The sequence below is a fragment of the Actinoplanes derwentensis genome (genome assembly GCF_900104725.1).
In the GTDB taxonomy this organism is placed as follows: Bacteria; Actinomycetota; Actinomycetes; order Mycobacteriales; family Micromonosporaceae; genus Actinoplanes; species Actinoplanes derwentensis.
In genome coordinates this window covers 8,755,715-8,776,651 of record NZ_LT629758.1, presented here as the reverse complement: position 1 = coordinate 8,776,651, position 20,937 = coordinate 8,755,715, and the positions used below count along the sequence as shown (strand labels likewise).

Below are 20,937 nucleotides of genomic sequence, written 5' to 3'. Positions count from 1 at the left end.
GATGAGGCCCCGATGATGCGACAACGGCCCTCGTGGCTCCGCCGTCTGCGTTCCGTGGGCGACCTGGCCGGCCGGGTGTTCCGGCACCGCTGGACTCGCCGTCTCCGGGTGGCCGTCGCGGTCGGCCTGGCCGGGATCACCGGCGCGATGATCGGGGTTCTGCTGTTCGCGCGGGCCGATCTCAACGTCGGCCCGTTCAGCGCCGAGATGTCGGTGACACCGTCCGTCGAGGGCGGCACCGAGATCAACATCCCGCCACTGGGTTCCCTGCACCTGGACAGTCACCGTGGGCCCGTTCACCTGCGGGTCGCTCTCGGATCGCTGGACCAGAGCCGCACCGAGGCGCTGATCGACAACCCGTCGGCGATCAGCTCGGCCGGCGAGAACGCCGCCGAGGAAGTGGTCTCCGGGGTGTCGCGGCTCGCGCTGCGGGCGCTCGGGCTGGCCGTCGTCGGCGGGCTGCTGCTGGGTGCGCTGGCGTTCCGGGACATGCGGCGCACCGCGGCGGCCGGGGTGACCGCACTGGTCGTCACCGGCGGCAGTCTGGGGCTGGCGGCCGGCACGCTGCGACCGGATTCGATCAGCGAACCGCGGTATGAGGGCCTGCTCGTCAACGCGCCCGCCGTGGTCGGTGACGCACGCCGGATCGCCGACAACTACGGGAAGTACACCGAGCAGTTGCAGGCCATCCTCGGCAACGTGAGCCGGGTCTACGCGACCATCTCGGCGTTGCCCGTCTACGAGCCGGCCGGTAACACCACCCGGATCCTGCACGTCTCCGATCTGCACCTGAACCCGGCGTCGTGGGGCCTGATCCGGACCGTGGTGGAGACCTTCGAGATCGACGCGGTGATCGACACCGGCGACATCGTGGACTGGGGAAGCAGCGCCGAGACGACGTACGTGTCCTCGATCCCGACGATCCAGGTGCCGTACATCTTCGTGCGCGGCAACCACGACTCGACCGCGATCCAGGCCGCCATCGCCCGGCAGAGCAACGCGATCGTCCTCGACGACACCCTCACCGAGGTCGACGGGCTGACCATCGCCGGGATCGGCGACCCGGCGTTCACCCCGGACAAGAGCGAGACCAACGAGGCCGGTGACACCGCCGGACCGGAGATCCACACCGCGGCAGGTGAACGGCTCGCCCAGACCATCCGGAACTCCGGCAAACCTGTCGACATCGCGCTGGTGCACGACCCGGCGATGGCACAGCCGCTGTCCGGCCTGGTGCCGCTGATCCTCGCCGGTCACCAGCACAACCGCTCGGTGTCGATGCTGCCCGCGCCCACCCCGGCCGAGCCCGATCCGTCGGCGTCGGCCTCGTTGTTGCCGTCCCCTGCGGTGACCGGGACCACCCCGATGTCGACCCGGATCATGATCGAGGGCTCCACCGGCGGGGCCGGGCTGCGGGGCCTGGAGAAGGACGAGCCGACGCCGCTGAGCCTGTCGGTGCTCTACTTCGACGAGAACCGGGAACTGAAGGCGTACGACGACATCCGGCTCGGCGGCACCGGCCAGTCCAACGTCGAGATGCAGCGCAAGGTGATCGGCCTGGACCCCGATCCGGAACCCACACCGATCCCGTCCGCCGCGCTGCCGTCCGCGTCCTGAGGATCCCGGCTGGCTTCTGCTTCTGCGGAGACAGCGACGCCCGGACCCGTTTGCACGGGACCGGGCGTTACTCGTACCAGCGAGGGGTCAGGAAGCCCCGAGCCGGGAAAGGATGAGATCGCGGACGGTCTTGGCGTCCGCCTGGCCCCGCGTGGTCTTCATGACCGCGCCCACCAGCGCACCCGCGGCGGCGACCTTGCCGTCCCGGATCTTCGCGGCGATCGCCGGGTTTGCCTCGATGGCCTCGTCGACCGCCTTCTGCAGCGCGCCGGTGTCCGACACGACCTCCAGGCCGCGCGCCTTCATGACGTCGGCGGGCTCACCCTCGCCGGCCACCACACCCTCCAGCACCTGACGGGCCAGCTTGTCGTTCAGCTTGCCGCCGTCGACCAGTTTCTGCAGCGCCGCGACCTGCGCCGGAGTCGCGCCGACCTCGACCAGGTCGACACCCAGCTCGTTGGAACGACGGGCCAGCTCACCCAGCCACCACTTGCGGGCGCCCGCGGGCGACGCACCGGCCGCGATGGTCTCCTCGATCAGCTCGATCGCCCCGGCGTTGGCCGCCGACTGCATCTCGACCTCGGTGATGCCCCAGTCCTCGCGCAGCCGGGCCCGCTTCACGCTCGGCTTCTCCGGCAGCTCGGTCTTGAGCTTGGCGACCCACGCGGTGTCCGGCGCGATCGGGACCAGGTCCGGCTCGGGGAAGTAGCGGTAGTCGGTCGCGGTCTCCTTGGAGCGGCCCGGCCGGGTGTCGCCGGTGGTCTCCTGGAAGTGCCGGGTCTCCTGGAAGATCCGGGTGCCCACGTCGAGCAGCCCGGCCTGGCGGATGATCTCCGAGCGGACGGCGCGCTCGACCGAACGCAGCGAGTTCACGTTCTTCGTCTCGGTGCGGGTGCCCCACTCCTCGCCCGGTAGGTTCAGCGAGGTGTTGACGTCGCAGCGCATCGAACCCTGCTCCATGCGGACGTCGGAGACGTCGAGAGCGCGGATGATGTCACGCAGCTCAGCGACGTAGGCCTTGGCGATCTCCGGAGCCCGGTCACCGAGGCCGGGCACCGGCTTGGTGACGATCTCGACCAGCGGGATCCCGGCCCGGTTGTAGTCGACGAGCGACTCGGTGGCGCCGTGGATGCGACCGGTGGCCCCGCCGACGTGCAGGGTCTTGCCGGTGTCCTCCTCGATGTGCACCCGCTCGATCTCGACCCGGTACTCCTTGCCGTCCACCGTGACGTCGACGTAACCGTCCACGCAGAGAGGCTCGTCGTACTGCGAGGTCTGGAAGTTCTTCGGCATGTCCGGGTAGAAGTAGTTCTTCCGGGCCATCCGGCACCACTCGGCGATGTCACAGTTCAGCGCGAGACCGATCCGGATCGTCGCCTCGATGGCGGCGCCGTTCATCACCGGCAGGGCGCCCGGCAGAGCCAGGCACACCGGGCAGACCTGGGTGTTCGGCTCGGCACCGAAATCGGTCTTGCAGCCGCAGAACATCTTGGTCTTTGTGCCCAGCTCGACGTGCGTCTCCAGGCCGATGACCGGCTCGTAACGGCTGGTGGCGTCTTCGTAGGACGGCAGCGCGATGGTCGTCATGTGCGTGCGGCTCCGGCTTGGGACGTCGATACGGACAAACACCAGCCTAGTCGTACGGTCTGAGGCCACGTCGCCGGGTTTGCGCGCGCCGTTTGCGCGCCCCGACGAAGATCTATGACATGCGCCGGTCCCTCGCCCTCACCGCGGTGCTCCTGGCCGCCGGTTGCACCGCCCCCGCGCCCTCGCCCACGCCGTCGGCACCCGCCGTCGACTACAGCGCCTGGGCGGCCGGGCGGTCCACGCCGGTCGCCGACTCGCTCTACCCGGAGAAGGGCAACCCCGGCCTCGACGTGCTGCACTACGGACTCGAACTGGACTGGCAGCCGACCACCGAAGTGCTCACCGGCCTGGCCACCCTGCAGATCCGGCCGGTCGCCGACGCCGCCGAGATCAAGCTGGACTTCACCGGGCTCACCGTCGACCGGGCCGCCGTCGACGGCGCTGCCGCGTCGTTCTCAGCATCGGCGGACAAACTGGTCGTCGCCAGCCCGGTGACCGCCGACCGGCCGGTCACGCTGACCGTCGCGTACCACGGCACCCCCGAACAGGTAGCGATGCCGTCCCACCGCGGTGACGCCGACGAGGGCATCGGCATGCGCGCCGGGAAGGGCGGTGTGCTCTGGACCATGCAGGAGCCGTGGGGCGCGCTCACCTGGTACCCGGTCAACGAACACCCGTCCGACGAGGCCCTCTACGACCTGGCCGTCACCGTGCCGGACGGCTGGGCCGCCGCCGCCAGCGGCACCCCCGGCGAGGTCCAGGGCGACACCTGGCACTACCGCAGCGACGACCCGGTGGCCGCCTACGTCACCACTCTGTCGGTGGACCGCTACCGGAGACTCTCCGTCGCCGGGCCGCGGGGACTACCGATCACCAACTTCGTGCGGGCCGGGGACGACGACCGCTATCTGCCCGTACTGAAACGAACTCCCGAACTGTTGAGCTGGCTGGAGGAACGGCTGGGCCGGTACCCGTACCCCAGTGCCGGGATTCTGATGAACGACTCGGTCTCGGCCATGGAGACGCAGCAGATGCTGAGCATGGGCCGCGGCGCGTTCCGGGACAGCGATCTCGGCTACTTCGAAGCGGTGCTGATCCACGAGTACGCCCACCAGTGGTTCGGCAACGCCGTCACCCCGACGACGTGGACCGACCTATGGCTCAACGAAGGCTGGGCGACCTATGTGCAGAACCTCTACGAGCAGAAGCTGTACGGGTTCGACGACGCCTACCTGGAGCAGTACCTACGCAAACGGGACGCCGAACTGCGCGCCTCGGTGGGGCCGCCCGGCAAGCCGAAAGCCGGCACCTTCGCCGAGAGCAACGTCTACCTGTGCCCCGCCGCGATGCTCCGCGAAATCCACGAGGACCTGGGCGACAAGAAGTTCTTCGCCCTGGCCACCGCATGGGCCGCCGACAATCACAACAAGAGCCAGGACCGGGCCGGCTTCGTCAGCTTCGTCAACGCCGAGACCGGCCGCGACTACACCACCATGATCAACGCTTGGCTGGACTCACCGACGACCCCGAAGTGACAGGGCCGTCGGCGAGCCGGCACTCAGAGAGCGGGCGGGGTGAAGGTGCCGACGGCGGACTCCAGGGCGGCGGCGACCCGGTACATGCGGTCGTCGGCCATCGTGGGGGCCATGATCTGGAAGCCGACCGGCAGGCCCTCGGAGAGACCGCACGGGACCGAGATGGCCGGGCCGCCGTACAGGTTCGTCGGGATGGTGAACAGGTCGGCGAGGTACATCTGGTACGGGTCCGAGGTGCGCGAGCCGAACGGGAACGCGACGAACGGCGTGGTCGGTGAGACCAGCACGTCGACCTGTTCGAACGCGGACTGGAAGTCGCGGGTGATCAGGGTGCGGACCTTCTGCGCCTGGCCGTAGTAGGCGTCGTAGTAACCCGACGACAGGGCGTACGTGCCGAGGATGATCCGGCGCTTCACCTCGGGGCCGAAACCGGCCTCGCGGGTCAGCGACATGACCTCTTCGAGCGAGTGGTTGCCGTCGTCGCCGGTGCGCAGGCCGTACCGGACGCCGTCGAAGCGGGCCAGGTTGGACGAGGCCTCGCTCGGGGCGATCAGGTAGTAGGCGGGCAGCGCGTACTGGAAGTTCGGGCAGGACACCTCGACGACCTCGGCACCCAGCTTGACCAGTGCTTCCAGCGACTCCCGGAAGGCGGCGGTCACGCCCACCTCGGAACCGTCGCCGGCGAACTCCTTGACCAGGCCCAGCTTGACGCCGGTCAGGTCACCGGTGGCGCCCAGGCGGGCGGCGGCGACCACGTCCGGCACCGGCTGCTTGATCGAGGTGGAGTCGCGCGGGTCGTGCCCGGCGATCACCGCGTGCAGCAGGGCGGTGTCCTCGACGGTCCGGCCGCAGGGGCCGGGCGTGTCCAGCGAGGACGAGAAGGCGATCAGGCCGTATCGGGAGGTGCCGCCGTACGTCGGCTTGGCGCCGACGGTGCCGGTGACCGCGCCGGGCTGGCGGATCGAGCCGCCGGTGTCGGTGCCGATGGCGAGCGGGGCCTCGTAGGCCGCGAGTGCCGCCGAGGAACCACCGCCGGAACCGCCGGGGATCCGCCCCAGGTCCCACGGGTTCCGGGTGGGGCCGTACGCGCTGTATTCCGTGGAGGAACCCATCGCGAACTCGTCCATGTTGGTCTTGCCGAGGATCGGCATGCCGGCCTTCTTCAGCCGCTCGACGATCGTCGCGTCGTACGGCGGCTTCCAGCCTTCGAGGATCTTCGACGCGGCCGTGGTGGGGACACCCTTGGTGGTCACCACGTCCTTGACGGCGATCGGCACACCGGCCAGCGGGCCGGTGATCTCACCCCGGTCGACGGCGGCGGCGGCTTCCAGAGCACCGGAACGGTCGACGTGCAGGAACGCGTGGACACGCTCGTCGACGGCGTCGATCCGGTCCAGGTGGGCGGTGGCCACCTCGACGGCGGACACCTCCTTCTTGGCGATGAGCGACGCCAGTGAAGCGGCGGAGAGCCTGGTCAGGTCGGTCACGATCAGTCCTCCTCGTCCAGGATGCGCGGCACCCGGAAACGGCCCTCGTACGCGTCCGGCGCACCGGAGAGCGCGGCGTCCTGCACCAGGCTCTCGGTGGGGACGTCGTCGCGGTAGACGTTGGTCAACGGAACCGAGTGCGAGGTCGGCGGAATGTCGTCCGCTGCCACCTCGCCGACCCGGGCGACCGACTGCAGGATCACGTCGAGCTGACCCGCGAACCGGTCCAGCTCCTCGTCGGTCACGGCGAGCCGCGACAGGCGCGCCAGGTGCGCTACCTCTTCGCGGGAGATGGCGGCCATCCTGCCCCCTCATCACTTGACTGATTGACTGTGCCCACAGAGTCTATTTCGCCGCGTTTCCCGGGTCGGACCGGGCGGTACCGTGCCAGCCAGTCGGCCAGATCCGCGGCCGGCATCGGGCGGGCGTGGAACCAGCCCTGCGCGGCGTGGCAGCCGGTGGCGGCCAGCAGTCGCCAGGTCACCTCGTCCTCCACACCCTCGGCGACGGCCCGCAGGCCGAGGGATTCGGCGAGACCGACCACCGATCGTACGATCGCGGCGTCTCCGGCGTCGGTGGCCATCCCGAGCACGAACGACCGGTCGATCTTGACTTCGGTGAGCGGCAGCCGGCGCAGGTGCTGCAACGACGAGTACCCGGTGCCGAAGTCGTCGAGGGAGATCGCCACCCCCATCCGGTTCAGCCGCGTGGTGGTCTCCAGGACCCGGTGCGGGTCGGCCATCAGCGCACTCTCGGTGATCTCCAACTGCAACAGCTCGGCGGGTACGTCGTACCGCTCCAGCAGTTCACCGACACGGTCGGCGATGTCGCCCGCGTGCAGGTCCCGGGCGCTCACGTTCACCGCCGCCCGCAGTGGCCACGGGCCGTCGCGCCAGATCGCCAGCTGCCCCACCACCTCCTCCAGCACCCGGGCGGTGAGCAGCCGCATGACCGGGGTCGGCTCGGCCGCCCGCAGCAACTCCTCCGGGCCGACCATGCCGCGCCGTGGATGCCGCCAGCGCAGCAGCGCCTCCACCCCGGCGACCTCACCGGTCGCGATCGCGATCTGCGGCTGGTAGTAGAGGACTATCCCGTCGTCGGGCGGGTCGCGGCGCAGCGCGTCCCGCAGGTCGGCGACGAGGGTGAGCCGGTCGGGGGTGTTCTCGGCGACTCCCGGGCCGTGCACGGCCACCTGGTCGCCGCGCTGTTTCGCCTCGTACATCGCCGACTCGGCCTCACGCAGCAGGGTGCTGCCGTCACGGCGGCCGGACTGGAGCGCTATCCCGATCGAGGCGCTCAACTCGACCGGGGTGCCGTCCAGCGGGAACGGGCGGCTCAGCGCCTCGGTCAGGTGCTCGGCGATGCGCCGGGCCGACGCCGGGTCCTCGACCCGGGTGGCCAGCACCGCGAACTCGTCGCCGCCGAGCCGGACCACCATGTCGTGGGCCGGCACCACCGCGGTCAGCCGGTCCGCGACCCGGGTCAGCAGCCGGTCGCCGGCTCCGTGGCCGAGGGCGTCGTTGACCGCGCGGAACCGGTCCAGATCCAGCAGCAGCAGGGCCCGGCGCCGGTCCGGGGCGCGCTCGGCCATCGCCGCCTGCAGAGTCCGCCGGTTGGGCAGGCCGGTGAGCGCGTCGAACCGGGCGGCCCGCTCGGACTCGCCGGCCCAGCGGACCATCCGGTGCACGGCGTGCAGCGCGAGCAGGGCCAGCGGCAGCAGGGCCGGGCTGACTCCGGCGGCCACCAGCACCACTGGGCCGAGCAGCAGCAGGGCCGAGGTGGCCAGCAGGTCGGCGTGCCCCCGGCGGCGCCGGGCCGGTGGACGGCTGTCGGTGGTGAGGCCGCGGACCAGGCCGGCGACCGCGTGCCGGGCGACGATCCAGGTCACCGCGGCGGCGCAGATCAGGGCGGCGTCCCACCAGCCGGGGCTGTCGTCCAGACGCAACGACGTCAGGCCCGCGACGGTCCCGGCGGCCAGCAGGGCCGCGGTGTGCTGGAGGGCGAGATGGACGGTACGGCGCAGCGAGTGCCGCATCCGGGCCCCCGCCACGGCCACCGCGACCAGTTGGACCGCGATGGCCGGAGCGGCACCCCACGCCAGCGCGATCGCGAAGGTGAAGCTGATCGAGGGCAGGATCACCGCACTGGCCCGGCGGCCGGGCACCAGACAGGGCCGGGCGTCGACCAGGACCGCGAGCAGCGCCATCGTCCAGAAGGAGACCGGCAGTTCGCCGCTCAACCAGAACAGGACGACGGCGGTGACAACAGCGGGCACAGTGGTGACGATGACCGTGCGCCGGTGGCGTGAGCCGGCCGTACGAGGGCGAGCGGCATCCATGCGACCTCCACGATGGCCTCGATCACCAATCGCATACACCATAGATCCATATGCGGTTTTTTGCCCTAAAGCACCTAAACGTTGTTGATGGCTCTTTAAGCGTTAGACGTACGTTACGTCACGTTTCACTCTTCCGTGGCGCTCACCGCGACCGCGCGAGCCGCTTCCGGGCCCTCGCCGAGCAGCACGGTGAACCCGGCCTCGTCGAGCACCGGCACCTTCAGCGCCATCGCCTTGTCGAACTTGCTGCCCGGGTTGTCACCGACCACCACGAAGCCGGTCTTCTTCGACACCGAGCCGCTCACCTTGCCGCCCCGGGAGGTGATCTCCTCGGCCGCCTTGTCCCGGGTGAACCCGGCCAGGGTGCCGGTCACCACCACGGTCAGGCCGTCCAGCGTGCGCGGGCCGGTCTCCACCCGCTCGTCGGCCATCCGCACCCCGGCCGCCCGCCATTTCCGGATGATCTCCTGGTGCCAGTCGACGGCGAACCACTCGCGCAGGCTCTCCGCGATGATCGCCCCGACCCCGTCCACCTCAGCGAGCGGATCGACGACCTTGGCCTTACGTTTCGGCTTCTCCACAGCGTCCGCGACCGGCACGGCGTCTGCTACCGGCTCAACCTGCTCGGCGTCTGCGGCCTGCTCGACTTCCGCGCCCGGCGCACCCTGCTCGATCTCCGCGCCCGACATCTCCGAAGTAACCGATGGATCGGCCGCCGTCCGGGCGACGATCTCCTCGACCGCCTCCATCGTCAGGTATTCCTGCGCCAGCGCCTCCGCCGCCGTCGGCCCGACGTGCCGGATCGACAACGCCCGCAGAATCCGGGCCAGCGGCCGGTTCTTCGCCTCCTCCAGGCTCTGCAGCATCTTCTCCGCGTTGGCCCCGAGCGTGCCGTCCTTCTTCACGAAGAACGGGGCCCGCAGCAGGTCATCGGCGGTGAGCGTGAACAGGTCACCCTCGTCGAACAGCACCCCGGAGTCGATCAGCGCCCGCGCCGACTTCTCCCCCAGCACGCCGACGTCGAGAACGTTGCGCTGGCCGATGTAGGTGAGCCGCTCCCGCCGCTGCCCCACACAGGACCGCGAGTTGGGGCAGCGGATGTCCTTGTCGCCCTCTTTCGACGGAGCGAGTGGGGTGCCGCAGTCGGGGCACTCGGTCGGCATCACGAACGCCCGCGCGTCGGCCGGCCGCAGATCCAGCACCGGCCCGAGGATCTCCGGGATCACGTCACCGGCCTTGCGCAGGACCACCGTGTCACCGATGAGGATGCCCTTGCGAACCACCTCGTGCGCGTTGTGCAGGGTGGCGAACTCGACCTCGGACCCGGCCACCGTCACCGGCTCCAGCACCGCGTACGGCGTGACCCGGCCGGTGCGCCCGGTGTTCACCGCGATGTCCAGCAGCTTGGTGGTGACCTCCTCCGGCGGGTACTTGAAGGCGATCGCCCAGCGCGGGGCCCGGCTGGTCGACCCCAGTCGCCCCTGGATGGCGACGTCGTCGACCTTCACCACCACACCGTCGATGTCGTGCTCGACGTCGTGCCGGTGCTTCCCGTAGTAGTCGATGAACTCGATCACCCCGGCCAGGTCGTCGACCAGTCTCCAGCGCTCGCTGACCGGCAGACCCCACGCTTTCAGCGCCGCATAGGCGTCGGCCTGTGAGGCCGGGCTGAACCCCGCCCGGGCACCGAGCCCGTGCACCACCATGCCCAGCCCGCGGGACTCGGTGACCCGCGGATCCTTCTGCCGCAGGCTGCCGGAGGCGGCGTTACGCGGGTTCATATACGTCGGTTTGGCCTGCTCCACCAGCATCGCGTTGAGCGCGGCGAACGCCTCGGCCGGGAAGTAGATCTCCCCGCGCACCTCGACCAGGTCGGGCACGTCGTCACCGGTGAGCCGCTCCGGGATGTCACGGATGGTCCGCACGTTGGGGGTGACGTCGTCACCGGTGCGCCCGGTGCCACGGGTCGCGGCCCGGACCAGGACCCCCTTCTCGTACGTCAGGTTGATCGCCAGTCCGTCGATCTTCAGCTCGCAGAGGAACCGCACCGGACCGCCCGCGTCGCGCTGCGCCCGCTCGGTCCACTCCGCCAGCTCGTCGAGGTTGAACACGTTGTCCAGCGACATCATGCGCTCGGCATGGTCGACCTTGGGGAAGTCGCCGGTGACGTTGCCGCCCACCAGCTGGGTCGGCGACTCGGAGGTCCGCAGCTCGGGGAACTCGGTCTCCAGCGTCTCCAGCTCACGCAGCAGCACGTCGAACTCGGCGTCCGAGATGGTCGGCGCTTCTTGGTCGTAATAGCGGTGCTGATGCTCGCGAATCTCGTCAGCCAGCTCGGCGTGCCGGGCCGCGGCGCGCACGGCCGGGTCGTCGGCCGCGGCAGCAGGGGATGCGGCTGTGGAATTGTCGGGCACCGGAACCTCCGTGTCAGTGAATCCAACTGGCACGTTAGTCCCACCCACCGACATTTCCGGGCACCGGAGTCAGAGCCCGTCCCGGCGGGTCGACCAAGATCAACCCGTGCCGGGACTCAGACCTCGGCGATCCGGCGACCTGCCTCGGTACACGCCTTGAGCAGCGCGCGAACGTACGGCCGAGGGGCACCGGCCAGACCGCACGCCGGGGTGATCACCACCTGCTCGGGCAGCCGGGCGGCCGGGAACCCGAGGCGCCGCCACAGTGTCCGCACCCGCTCGGCGATCTGCTTCGACTCCGGCCGGGTGCCCGCCGGTGGCCGGGTCGGCGCGGCACCGGCGAAGATCCCCAGCCCGGCCTCGATCGCCTCTCCCAGCGGGTCCAGGTCTTTGAGCAGTGACAGGTCGAAGGCGACGGCGGTGGCCCGCGAGTCCCGGACCACCTGCCAGGGCAGATCCGGCGCGCAGCAGTGCACGATCACCGGAGCACCGACGGCTTCCACCACGGTCCGCAGACCGGTGGCGGCGGCCGGGCCGTCAACCGCCCGGTACGCGCTCAGCCCACTCTCCGTCGGCACCCGCCCGGCCAGCACGGTCGGCAGCGACGGCTCGTCCAACTGCAGCAGCACGGTCGCGCCGGGCACTCGCTTGCGCACGTTCTCCACGTGCTGGCGCAGGCCCTCGGCGAGCGAGTCGGTCAGGTCCCGGACCGCGCCCGGGTCCCGCAGCATCCGGCCACCGATCGGCAGGTCCAGGCTCGCGGCCAGGGTCCACGGCCCGGCCGCCTGGATCTTGAGTGGCCCGGAATACCCGTCGGCCTGCTCGGTGAGCTGGTCCAGGTCACGTTCGAGCAGGTCGGCGGCGAGCCGCATGTCCTTGCCCGGCCGCGCGGCCATCTGCCAGCGCCCCACGTAGATCTGCACCGGCAGATCCACCAGGAACCGGGCGGACCGGCCGATGATGTCCGCGCCCGGGCCGCGCTCCGGCAGCTCGGGCAGGTGCGGCAGGGCGGGCAGCTCGCCCAGCACGATCCGCTGCGCCTCGGCGACGTCGACGCCGGGCAGCGACCCGATCCCGGTGGCGGCACCGGCCGCCCAGGGAAAGTCAGACATGCGACTGGGCTCGGTCCCCGGAGGTGATCGTCGCCGAGCCGAGCACGATGTCCCCGTCCGGATCCGGCCGGTAGGCCACGATCGCCTGGCCGGCGGCGACACCCCGGGCAGGCGTCGTCAACCGGGCGACCACCAAGTCCCCGTCGACCGACACGGCGGCCTCGACCACCTCACCGTGCGCCCGGAGCTGAACCTGCACGTCCGACAGATCCGAGAAATCGTGCCAGATCGGGCGGGACGCGCGGACCACGTCGACTTCCAGGTCCTCGCGCGGGCCGACGGTCACCGTGTTGTTCACCGGCGTGATCGACAGCACGTAGCGCGGGCGCCCGTCAGCGGCCGGAACCCGCAGGTCGAGACCCTTGCGCTGGCCGATGGTGAACCCGTACGCCCCGTTGTGGGTCCCTAGTTTGTCGCCGGTCCGCCCGTCCACGATGTCGCCGGGCGCCGCCCCGAGCCGGCTCTCCAGGAAACCCCGGGTGTCGCCGTCGGCGATGAAGCAGATGTCGTGCGAGTCCGGCTTGTCAGCGACCGCCAGCCCTCGCTCGGCGGCCTCCGCCCGGACCCGCTCCTTCGTCGAGTCGCCGAGCGGGAAAATCGACCGGTCGAGCTGCGCACGGGTCAGGACCGCCAGCACATACGACTGGTCCTTCGGGATGTCGACGCTGCGGCGCAGCAGACCGTCGGCGCCGAGACGCGCGTGGTGACCGGTGACGACAGCGTCGAAACCCAGAGCCACCGCCCGATCCAGCACCGCGGTGAACTTGATCTTCTCGTTGCAGCGCAGGCACGGGTTGGGGGTGCGGCCGGCCGCATACTCGTTCACGAAGTCGTCCACGACACTCTCGTGGAACTCCTCCGCCATGTCCCACACGTAGAACGGGATGCCGATCACATCGGCGGCACGGCGTGCGTCCCGGGAATCCTCCAGGGTGCAGCAACCGCGCGCGCCGGTCCGGAAGGTCTGAGGGTTTCGAGCCAGCGCCAAGTGCACGCCGGTGACATCGTGGCCCGCATCACGGGCGCGCGCGGCGGCGACCGCGGAATCGACACCGCCCGACATGGCTGCAAGAACACGCATGCACCCAGCCTATCTGGGTGTCTTCCAAGCTCCCGCCCGGCGGGCCCGCTCCACCGCACCCGGCAGCGCCGCCAGCAGTGTGTCGACGTCCTCCACGGAACTGTCGTGCCCCAGGCTGAACCGCAGCGACGACCGGGCCCGCGGATCGTCGGCACCCATCGCCAGCAGCACGTGGCTGGGCTGAGCCACCCCCGCCGAACACGCCGAGCCGGTCGAACAGAAGATCCCCCGCGCGTCCAGGAGCAGCAACAACGCGTCCCCCTCACACCCCGGGAAAGAGAAATGCGCGTTTCCCGGCAGCCGATCGACCGGGTCACCGTTGAGAATCGCGTCCGGAATCGCCGCCCGCACCCGCGCCACCAGATCGTCCCGCAGCGCCGACACTCGGGCCGTGCTCTCCTCCCGGCCGCGCACCGCCGCTTCCACAGCTGTCGCGAACGCCACCACACCCGGCGTGTCCAGAGTGCCGGAACGCACATCCCGCTCCTGGCCGCCACCGTGCAACAACGGCGTACAAGCGACATCTCGCCCCAGCAGCAGCGCTCCCACCCCGACCGGACCGCCGACCTTGTGCCCCGTCAGGGTCAGCGCGGAAGCCCCCGAAGCCCCGAAATCCACCGGAACCTGCCCGACGGCCTGCACCGCGTCGGTGTGGAACGGAACGCCCGCCGCGGCAGCGACCGCCGCCAGCTCGGCGACCGGCTGAACCGTGCCGACCTCGTTGTTGGCCCACTGCACACTGACGACGGCGATCTCCGTGCCGTGCGCCCGGACCAGCTCCGCGAACGCCGCCGGATCGACCCGCCCGGCCCCGTCCACCGGTTGCAGTGTGACCTCGGCCCCTTCGTGCCGCCCCAGCCACTCCACCGCGTCCAGGACAGCGTGATGCTCCACCGCGGAAGCCACAACCCGCACCCGCACGTCATCACGTCGCGACCAGAAGATGCCCTTTACGGCAAGGTTGTCCGCTTCGGTCCCGCCGCCGGTGAAGACGACCTCCGAAGGCCGGGCCCCCAGCACCGCGGCGATCCGCTCGCGCGACTCCTCCACCAGACGCCGGGCCCCACGGCCAGCCGCGTGCAGCGAGGACGGATTGCCAAGCTCACGCGCCGCCGCGACGTAGGCGTCGAGCGCGGCGGGCAGCATCGGCGTGGTCGCCGCATGATCGAGATAAGCCATCGCACCCAGCTTATGCCGTCCCCCCGCCAAACCCCGCCACCGTCCCACCCCAAAAACTCAAACCCACAACCTTCCCCCTCCGGTACGCCAGCCACCCCACCACCGCACCCCGCCGCCCTGCCTGGTCCCCGCGACGCAGGACGCCCTCAAGGCCACCCCGCGACCGCCGGGCCGAATGCGGTGCCTGTGTGTGGTGATCTGTGGTGCGTTCCGCACCACAGATCACCACACACAACGTGTACGCGAACCCGTGGCCGACCACGGTCCGCCCTGCACCACACCTGCCGGAACGCGAACTGCGTGCCGAGACGGGGCACGCCTCGCACCCCAAGTCGGCACACACACCCGGAACGCGAACTGCGTGGTGAGTTGTGGTGCGGGACGCGCCCTTGGGGCCGCATTCGGCCCGGCGGACGCGGGGCGGTCCTGGGTGCCGCCCGCGTCGCGGGGACGGGGCGGGCGGGGTGGTGCGGTGGTGGGGGTGACGGGCGTACCGGAAAAAGTAGTGGCCCGGCGGAAGACCGCCGGGCCGTTACCTGTGCGCTGGGTTTACTTGCGCTTGCGGATCTCGTCGGCGGCCTGCGGGACCACCTTGAAGAGGTCGCCGACCACGCCGAAATCGGCGAGTTCGAAGATGGGCGCTTCGGCGTCCTTGTTGACGGCGACGATCGTCTTCGAGGTCTGCATGCCGGCCCGGTGCTGGATCGCGCCGGAGATGCCGAGGGCCACGTAGAGCTGCGGCGACACGGTCTTGCCGGTCTGGCCGACCTGGAACTGGTGCGGGTAGTAGCCGCTGTCGACGGCCGCACGGGAGGCGCCGACGGCACCGCCGAGCAGGTCGGCCAGCTCTTCGACCAGTTTGAAGTTGTCGGCGTTGCCGACGCCGCGACCGCCGGAGACCACGACGCCGGCCTCGGACAGCTCGGGGCGTGAGCCCTTGGCCTCGGCGACCCGCTCGACGACCTTGGTCAGTTTGTCCTGGTCGGACACCGCCACGGTCAGCTGCTCGACCGCGGGAGTGACGGCCGACGCCGACGGGGTGACCGAGTTGGGGCGGACGGTGACGATCGGCAGACCCTTGGTGACCTTGGACTTGACGATCGTGGAGCCGGCGAAGACCACCTGGGTGGCGGTGCCGTCGGCGTCGACCGCGACCGCGTCGGTGAGCAGGCCGTTGTCCAGCTTGATCGCCAGACGACCGGCGATCTCCTTGCCCTCCTGGGTGGAGGCGAGCAGCACCGCCGCGGGCTGAACCTGCTTGACCAGCTCGGCGACCACGGTGGCCTTGGGGGCGACCAGGTAGCCGTCGACGTCCTCACCGGACGCGACGTAGATCTTCTCGGCACCGAACTCACCGAGCTTGGCGGTGTCGGCGTCGCCGAAGACCACCGCGGAGACCGACCCGAGCCCGCGGGCGATCGTGAGCATCTCGAGGGTGACCTTCTTGACGCCGGACTCGACGACGACCAGTACTTCAGCCATGACTACCTATCCCCTCGGACTCAGACGAACTTCTCGGTGGCGAGGTACGCGACGAGCTGCTCGCCACCGTTGCCCTCGTCGATGACCTTGGCGCCGCCGTTGCGGACCGGGCGCTTGGTGAACTCGATCACCTGGCTGCTGGCGCCGGCGAAACCGACCTCGCCGGCGTCGATGCCGAGGTCGCCGAGGGCGAGGCTCTGCACCGGCTTCTTCTTGGCGGCCATGATGCCCTTGAAGGACGGGTACCGCGGCTCGTTGATGGTGTCCCAGACGCTGACGATCGCCGGGGTGGCTGCGGTGACGATCTCGTAGCCCTCGTCGGTCTGCCGCTCGACGGTCAGCTGCGAGCCGTCGACGGTCAGCTTGCGGGCGCCGGTGAGGGCGGCCACGCCGAGCAGCTCGGCCAGCATGTGCGGGACGACCTGGACGCGGCCGTCGGTGGACTCCGCGCCGCTGATGATCAGGTCCGCGTTCAGCGTGCGCAGCGCGGCGGCCAGCACCTTGGAGGTGGCGACCGCGCAGGAGCCGTGCAGGGCGTCGTCCTGCACGTGGACGGCCTTGTCGGGACCCATCGAGAGGGCCTTGCGGATCGAGTCGGTGGCGCCGCCGGGACCGACGGTCAGGACGGTCACCTCACCGCCGTGCGCCTCTTTGATCTTGAGCGCTTCCTCGATGGCGTACTCGTCCATCTCGTTGATGACGTTGCTCGCCGACGCGCGGTCGACCGAGTAGTCAGCGCTCAGGCTGCGCTCGGCACCGGAGTCGGGTACCTGCTTGACCAGTACGACGATGTTCATCGTGCTACTACGACCCTCCTGTATGAACGCACCGTTGCGGTCGACCGTGTCCTCGGCCGGAACGATGCCGGTCGGCGAACATGTCAGCCAGGTTACCCGCCAGTAGCTTCACTGTTGCCGGCCACCCAGAGTGACACACCTCACCCGCGTGACGATCTCGATCGCTACAGTGGGCAATGAGGAGGTGTCAGACATGTCCGGTCAGAACGTCTCGCTCGTGGAGGGCATGCACCCATCCACGACCCATATTCCCTCACGCCTCGCCGAACCGATCCCGCAGTCCCATGGTCGTTCCGGACCGGATTCCCCGTGGTGCCGCTGCGGACGGCCGCGTGAGGCCTGCGTGAGTGACGAAGTCCGCAGTCTCTGGCACGACCTTCTTGACCCGATAGGTCAATAATCGGCAGCGTGGCCGGTGCATTGAGGGAGTGGTTCGACCCGTCGCGTGCCGGCATCACCCCGGATTACCGGTTCTCGCTGGCCAACGAGCGCACCTTCCTCGCCTGGATCCGCACCGGGCTGGCCCTGATCGCCGGCGGCCTGGCCTGCGCCCAGTTCCTGCCGCCGCTGCCGGTCGCGCACCTGCGGGAGATCATCGCGGTCCTGCTCCTGGTGCTCGGCGCACTGGTGGCGCTGCGCGCGGTGGACCACTGGGTGCGCACCGAACGGGCCATGCGTCTCGGCGTCGACCTGCCCCGCTCCCGGTTCCCGGCCGTTCTCGCCATCGCGGTGGCGGTCGGTGCCGTGGCGATCATCGGCGCGGTCCTGATCCAGCTCTTCTGATGACCGGCCCTTGCGACGCTCATCACCGTGATCCGGGAGCCTGCGCCCAGCTGGTCCGGGATCCGGGCGCCTCGCCGGAGCGGACCCGGCTGGCCTGGCGCCGCACCGGCCTGTCCGCGGCGGCGGTGGGTCTGCTGATCGCGCGACCGGCCTTCGCGCCCGATGCCGGACCGCCGGAGTTTCTGATCGCGGCCGCAGCGATGGCCGGGTGGGCGGTGATGGTGGCGCTCGCCTTCCACCGCGGACGTGAGCTGAGGTCACGGTTCCCTGAGAGCTCACCGGGTTCGATTCGGGCCTATGCGCTGGTCATCGCACTCATGGCGTTCCTCGGCGGATGGGTTGTCATGCTCTGATCGTCGCCGTCCCGGCTCACGGGGGGCATCATTGCGGCATGGTCCGGTTGTTCATCTTCTCGGCCGCGATAGCCCTCGTGTTGTTGATCCTGGCACTCATCAGCAGCCTGTCGGCCGAGCGTGCCCGCAACATGCCCCGGTTCGCGTGGATCCTGGTGATCCTGCTGATCCCGATCGCCGGCCCGATCGCCTGGTTCCTCACCGGCCGGCCGGTCAGCCCCGCACAGCACCAGGCCCGCCGTCCGGCTTCACCCGACGACGATCCGGAGTTCCTGCGCTCGATGGACTCCGAGCAGTCCCGCCGCGACCGTGAGCTGCTCGCCCAGTGGGAGCGCGAGATGGGGCGATCCGAGGAGCCGCACGACGAGCGGCCGACACCGCGGGCCGCCGAACCCCGCGAGGAGCCTCGCGACGAGCCTCGCGACGAGCCTCGCGAGGAGCGGAAGACATGGCGGGCCGACGAGCCGCACGACGAACAGCAGGACCGCCCCTAGGCTCCGTCTCACGGATCATGCGGGCTTGCGCATCCGGACCTTGCGGACTGCGCCTGCCCGGGCCCCGCTGGCAGTACTCAGCGAGGCCCTGCGTATTGCGGGACAGGCCTTTCGGAATTGCCCTGCGGACTGCGCCTGGACGGGCTTTTCGGAATACGCGGCGTCCGGTCAGCCAGTCCTTGCCGAACGCGCCTAGCCGGCCTTACGGGCTCACCGGCTCGGCTAGCCGGGTGGAACGGCACTCGCCGGGCTCGACGGGCGGTCAGTTCAGTCCGACCAGATTCAGGATGTCGCGGAAGACGTTGATCGCGTCGTCCTGGATGGGTTGCGCGTTGCCGTAGCCGTAGGCCAGCACCAGAGCCACGATCGGCACCGTGATCATCACCACGATGCTGAACAGGATCTGGATCACCCGGACCAGCCTGCCGCGGCGCCGGGGACGCCGGGCCGGGGCCGATTCCGGCGCGGAACGGGACTGCCCGGCGTGTGACTGCCCACCACGCGACAACCCGGCATGTGACTGCCCGCCATGTGACGGCGTGGAATGCAACGAGCCGGAATGCGGCGCCGCGGAGTGTGACGGTGACACGGCTGCTCGGGCCGGCGGGGAGACCGGGCGGGCGGAACCCATCGCGGGCGACATCGGCCGGGCGTGCGCGACCACTGGTTGGGTGGCCCGCTTCTGCCGGGGCAGTGACCCGGATTGCCGCATCGGCGGTACCGGAGTCCGGTGCTCGTGTTCCGGCAGGATCGTGTGTTCCGACGGGCTGGTGGCGACGGTCGCGTCCGGATCGGGACGCCAGTTGTCGACAGCGTCCGGCCATGGGTCGACCGGCGGGCGCAGATGCGGTGGGGTGTCCGGATCCGAGGGTTGCGGCCGGTTCGGACGGTCCTGCCGCGGTGGCCGGTTCTGCCTGGCCGGCGAGTTCTCCGAGGCCGATGGCAGGCCGGCTGACGGCGGACCGGCCGGTGACAGACCCGCCGACGACGGGCTGACCGGCGACAGACCGGCTGACGGCAGGCTCGCCGACGGCGGACCGGCTGGGGGCAGGTTTTCGGGGCGCGGCTGCCGTTTAGGCAGAGGATCAACCGCGGGCCCGGCCGCTGCCCGCTCCGGCAGCCGGCTGGCGGCGCTCAGGTCGCCGGATGACCGTTCGACCTCCGGCCCCTGCTCGGACGGGACCGCCGGGACCGGTGTGGTGGCCGGCCGCCCCGCGATAGCGGTAGGCCGATCCTCCAGGCCGAGCTGGGAGCGGGACGCGAGAACGGTGGCCCGGTCATCGACGTTGCCCTGGGCGGCCAGCATGGTAGGCCGATCATCGGCGTTGACCTGAGCCGCCAGCATCGTCGGCCGGTCATCGGCATTGACCTGAGCCGCCAGCATCGTCGGCCGGTCATCGGCGTTCGCCTGGGCCGTCGACATCGTCGGACGGGATGCGAGGACGGTGGGCCGTTCGGCGGTGACGGCCGGGGCGGGAGCCTCAGCCTCGCTGACCGGCAGGTATTTGGACGGAAGCCGCATCTCCTCGGTAGGACCGGGCGCGGCCGGCTCGGTGGTCAGCAGAGCCGCCCCGGCCAGGATGCTGCCCTCGGCCACCACCAGTTCGGGCTGTTCGATGACGACCGGCGGGTCGCCCAGCGCCCGGTGCAGCAGTGTCGCCACGAGTGGGATCCGGCTGGCGCCGCCGACCAGGAAGACCCCGGCCAGGCGGCCCTCCGGCAGATCGGCCCATCGCAGGATGTTCTGGGTGACCTGCACGGTCTGCTCCAGCACCGGGCGGGCAACCGACTCCAGCTCTTCCCGGGTGAGGTGCGCCTCCACGTCGAGCAGCGGCACCACGAAATCGGCGGACTGGGCGCGGGACAGCCGTTCCTTGGCGATCCGCACGTCGTCCCAGAGCTGGCGGCGGGCGCGGCGTTCCTCGACGGTGGCGGGGGCCATCAGGCGGGCCCAGTCATCCGTACACAGGTGCTCGACGATCGCGGCGTCCACGTCGAGGCCACCGAGGTCGTCGCGGCCGTCGACGGCGAGGACCTCGAAACCGGTCGACGTCCGGGCGACCACGCTGGCGTCGAAGGTGCCGGCTCCGAAGTCGTGCACCACGACGACCGAGCCGATCGGCACGTCCCGGCCGAGAACCTCGGCGAAGTAGGTGGCGGCGGCGACCGGCTCGGCGACCAGGCGGGCGCCTTCCAGCCCGGCGCGGGCGGCGGCCTCGGCCAGCAGGGTCCGGCGGGAGGCGCCCCAAGCGGCGGGGCAGGTGAGGGTGACCTCCGGGCGGTACGGGCCGACCGCGCGGTGCCACTCCTCGGCGACCCGGGCCAGCACTGCGGAGATCACTTCGACGATCTCGAACTCGCGCTCGCCGAGCAGGATCAGGCCGTCGTCGACCCGTCGTTTCGGGTTGGGCTCGAACCGGGCCGGGTCGAGGCGGGCGCTGTGCACGGCGTCGCGGCCGACGAGCAGGTTGCCGTCGGAGTCGGCGAAGACGGCGGACGGCAGCAGTGGGGAACCGTCGACCAGGATCGGCCGGGCGCGACCGTCGGGCCATCGCGCCACGGCGACGGTGTTGGAGGTGCCGAAGTCGACGCCGAGGGCGTACCGCTTCGGACCACCCTGGTCGATGGACATGACCGCAGTCTAGGCAATGACCGCCCGCAACCGATCCATCCCGTCA

At 70.6% G+C, this 20,937-nt stretch carries 16 protein-coding genes; 5 read left to right on the top strand and 11 right to left on the bottom strand.

The window, feature by feature from the left end; all coding sequences use genetic code 11:
• Positions 1-12 precede the first annotated feature (12 nt).
• On the top strand, positions 13-1,617 hold the full coding sequence (locus tag BLU81_RS39215; protein ID WP_092553234.1) for a metallophosphoesterase family protein: 1,605 nt from the start codon (positions 13-15) through the stop codon (positions 1,615-1,617).
• Between the two features lie 87 nt (positions 1,618-1,704).
• Here the strand turns inward: BLU81_RS39215 and gatB are convergent, their stop codons facing one another.
• Complete coding sequence (gene gatB / locus BLU81_RS39210) at positions 1,705-3,204, bottom strand: Asp-tRNA(Asn)/Glu-tRNA(Gln) amidotransferase subunit GatB (protein WP_092553231.1); 1,500 nt, start codon at positions 3,202-3,204, stop codon at positions 1,705-1,707.
• Between the two features lie 119 nt (positions 3,205-3,323).
• Between gatB and BLU81_RS39205 the strand changes: the two genes are divergently transcribed.
• On the top strand, positions 3,324-4,739 hold the full coding sequence (locus BLU81_RS39205; protein ID WP_092558282.1) for a M1 family metallopeptidase: 1,416 nt from the start codon (positions 3,324-3,326) through the stop codon (positions 4,737-4,739).
• A 23-nt stretch (positions 4,740-4,762) separates the two neighbouring features.
• Here BLU81_RS39205 and gatA read toward each other — a convergent pair whose 3' ends face one another.
• The 9 genes from gatA to BLU81_RS39160 form a co-directional block, all read right to left on the bottom strand.
• Positions 4,763-6,226 carry an Asp-tRNA(Asn)/Glu-tRNA(Gln) amidotransferase subunit GatA gene (gene gatA, locus BLU81_RS39200; RefSeq protein WP_092553228.1) on the bottom strand — a complete coding sequence of 488 codons (1,464 nt, stop codon included), beginning with the start codon at positions 6,224-6,226 and terminating at the stop codon, positions 4,763-4,765.
• 2 nt (positions 6,227-6,228) lie between these two features.
• Positions 6,229-6,528: an Asp-tRNA(Asn)/Glu-tRNA(Gln) amidotransferase subunit GatC gene (gatC, locus tag BLU81_RS39195; RefSeq protein WP_092553225.1), complete on the bottom strand. Its 300-nt coding sequence runs from the start codon at positions 6,526-6,528 to the stop codon at positions 6,229-6,231.
• The gene (locus BLU81_RS39190; protein WP_092553223.1) at positions 6,501-8,564 is read right to left on the bottom strand and encodes a putative bifunctional diguanylate cyclase/phosphodiesterase; all 2,064 of its coding nucleotides are present in this window, start codon (positions 8,562-8,564) and stop codon (positions 6,501-6,503) included. The genes gatC and BLU81_RS39190 overlap by 28 nt, the downstream gene beginning before the upstream one ends.
• A gap of 125 nt (positions 8,565-8,689) precedes the next feature.
• Complete coding sequence (ligA, locus tag BLU81_RS39185; RefSeq protein WP_092553220.1) at positions 8,690-11,032, bottom strand: NAD-dependent DNA ligase LigA; 2,343 nt, start codon at positions 11,030-11,032, stop codon at positions 8,690-8,692.
• Between the two features lie 62 nt (positions 11,033-11,094).
• Positions 11,095-12,090 carry a methionine synthase gene (locus BLU81_RS39180; protein WP_092553218.1) on the bottom strand — a complete coding sequence of 332 codons (996 nt, stop codon included), beginning with the start codon at positions 12,088-12,090 and terminating at the stop codon, positions 11,095-11,097.
• Complete coding sequence (gene mnmA, locus BLU81_RS39175) at positions 12,083-13,171, bottom strand: tRNA 2-thiouridine(34) synthase MnmA (protein WP_092553216.1); 1,089 nt, start codon at positions 13,169-13,171, stop codon at positions 12,083-12,085. The genes BLU81_RS39180 and mnmA overlap by 8 nt, the downstream gene beginning before the upstream one ends.
• Before the next feature lie 9 nt (positions 13,172-13,180).
• A complete protein-coding gene (locus BLU81_RS39170) occupies positions 13,181-14,350 on the bottom strand; it encodes a cysteine desulfurase family protein (protein WP_092553214.1) in 1,170 nt (389 codons plus the stop codon).
• A 549-nt stretch (positions 14,351-14,899) separates the two neighbouring features.
• Positions 14,900-15,832, bottom strand: a complete 933-nt coding sequence (locus BLU81_RS39165; RefSeq protein ID WP_092553213.1) for an electron transfer flavoprotein subunit alpha/FixB family protein — start codon at positions 15,830-15,832, stop codon at positions 14,900-14,902.
• 20 nt (positions 15,833-15,852) lie between these two features.
• Entirely contained in the window at positions 15,853-16,629 is a 777-nt protein-coding gene (locus BLU81_RS39160) for an electron transfer flavoprotein subunit beta/FixA family protein (RefSeq protein ID WP_092553211.1), read from the bottom strand.
• 408 nt (positions 16,630-17,037) lie between these two features.
• On the opposite strand from BLU81_RS39160, the gene BLU81_RS39155 reads away from it, so the two are divergent.
• The 3 genes from BLU81_RS39155 to BLU81_RS39145 are packed head-to-tail and all read left to right on the top strand — an operon-like array spanning position 17,038 to position 18,259.
• Positions 17,038-17,412 carry a YidH family protein gene (locus tag BLU81_RS39155; RefSeq protein WP_092553209.1) on the top strand — a complete coding sequence of 125 codons (375 nt, stop codon included), beginning with the start codon at positions 17,038-17,040 and terminating at the stop codon, positions 17,410-17,412.
• Positions 17,412-17,765, top strand: coding sequence for a DUF202 domain-containing protein (locus BLU81_RS39150; RefSeq protein ID WP_092553207.1), 354 nt, complete (start codon positions 17,412-17,414; stop codon positions 17,763-17,765). Before BLU81_RS39155 ends, BLU81_RS39150 begins: the two co-directional genes overlap by 1 nt.
• Before the next feature lie 38 nt (positions 17,766-17,803).
• On the top strand, positions 17,804-18,259 hold the full coding sequence (locus BLU81_RS39145) for a PLD nuclease N-terminal domain-containing protein (RefSeq protein WP_092553205.1): 456 nt from the start codon (positions 17,804-17,806) through the stop codon (positions 18,257-18,259).
• A 262-nt stretch (positions 18,260-18,521) separates the two neighbouring features.
• Here the strand turns inward: BLU81_RS39145 and BLU81_RS51100 are convergent, their stop codons facing one another.
• Complete coding sequence (locus BLU81_RS51100) at positions 18,522-20,891, bottom strand: Hsp70 family protein (protein ID WP_231953724.1); 2,370 nt, start codon at positions 20,889-20,891, stop codon at positions 18,522-18,524.
• Between the last annotated feature and the right edge of the window lie 46 nt (positions 20,892-20,937).

What these genes read in the sequence shown, in the direction of transcription:
- BLU81_RS39190 (WP_092553223.1), bottom strand. Translation starts at nt 8,564, where the DNA reads ATGGATGCCGCTCGCCCTCGTACGGCCGGCTCACGCCACCGGCGCACG.
- BLU81_RS39170 (WP_092553214.1), bottom strand. Translation starts at nt 14,350, where the DNA reads ATGGCTTATCTCGATCATGCGGCGACCACGCCGATGCTGCCCGCCGCG.
- BLU81_RS39160 (WP_092553211.1), bottom strand. Translation starts at nt 16,629, where the DNA reads ATGAACATCGTCGTACTGGTCAAGCAGGTACCCGACTCCGGTGCCGAG.
- gatB (WP_092553231.1), bottom strand. Translation starts at nt 3,204, where the DNA reads ATGACGACCATCGCGCTGCCGTCCTACGAAGACGCCACCAGCCGTTAC.
- BLU81_RS39165 (WP_092553213.1), bottom strand. Translation starts at nt 15,832, where the DNA reads ATGGCTGAAGTACTGGTCGTCGTCGAGTCCGGCGTCAAGAAGGTCACC.
- BLU81_RS39215 (WP_092553234.1), top strand. Translation starts at nt 13, where the DNA reads ATGATGCGACAACGGCCCTCGTGGCTCCGCCGTCTGCGTTCCGTGGGC.
- BLU81_RS39205 (WP_092558282.1), top strand. Translation starts at nt 3,324, where the DNA reads ATGCGCCGGTCCCTCGCCCTCACCGCGGTGCTCCTGGCCGCCGGTTGC.
- BLU81_RS51100 (WP_231953724.1), bottom strand. Translation starts at nt 20,891, where the DNA reads ATGTCCATCGACCAGGGTGGTCCGAAGCGGTACGCCCTCGGCGTCGAC.
- gatC (WP_092553225.1), bottom strand. Translation starts at nt 6,528, where the DNA reads ATGGCCGCCATCTCCCGCGAAGAGGTAGCGCACCTGGCGCGCCTGTCG.
- mnmA (WP_092553216.1), bottom strand. Translation starts at nt 13,171, where the DNA reads ATGCGTGTTCTTGCAGCCATGTCGGGCGGTGTCGATTCCGCGGTCGCC.
- BLU81_RS39145 (WP_092553205.1), top strand. Translation starts at nt 17,804, where the DNA reads ATGGTCCGGTTGTTCATCTTCTCGGCCGCGATAGCCCTCGTGTTGTTG.
- BLU81_RS39180 (WP_092553218.1), bottom strand. Translation starts at nt 12,090, where the DNA reads ATGTCTGACTTTCCCTGGGCGGCCGGTGCCGCCACCGGGATCGGGTCG.
- ligA (WP_092553220.1), bottom strand. Translation starts at nt 11,032, where the DNA reads ATGTCGGTGGGTGGGACTAACGTGCCAGTTGGATTCACTGACACGGAG.
- BLU81_RS39150 (WP_092553207.1), top strand. Translation starts at nt 17,412, where the DNA reads ATGACCGGCCCTTGCGACGCTCATCACCGTGATCCGGGAGCCTGCGCC.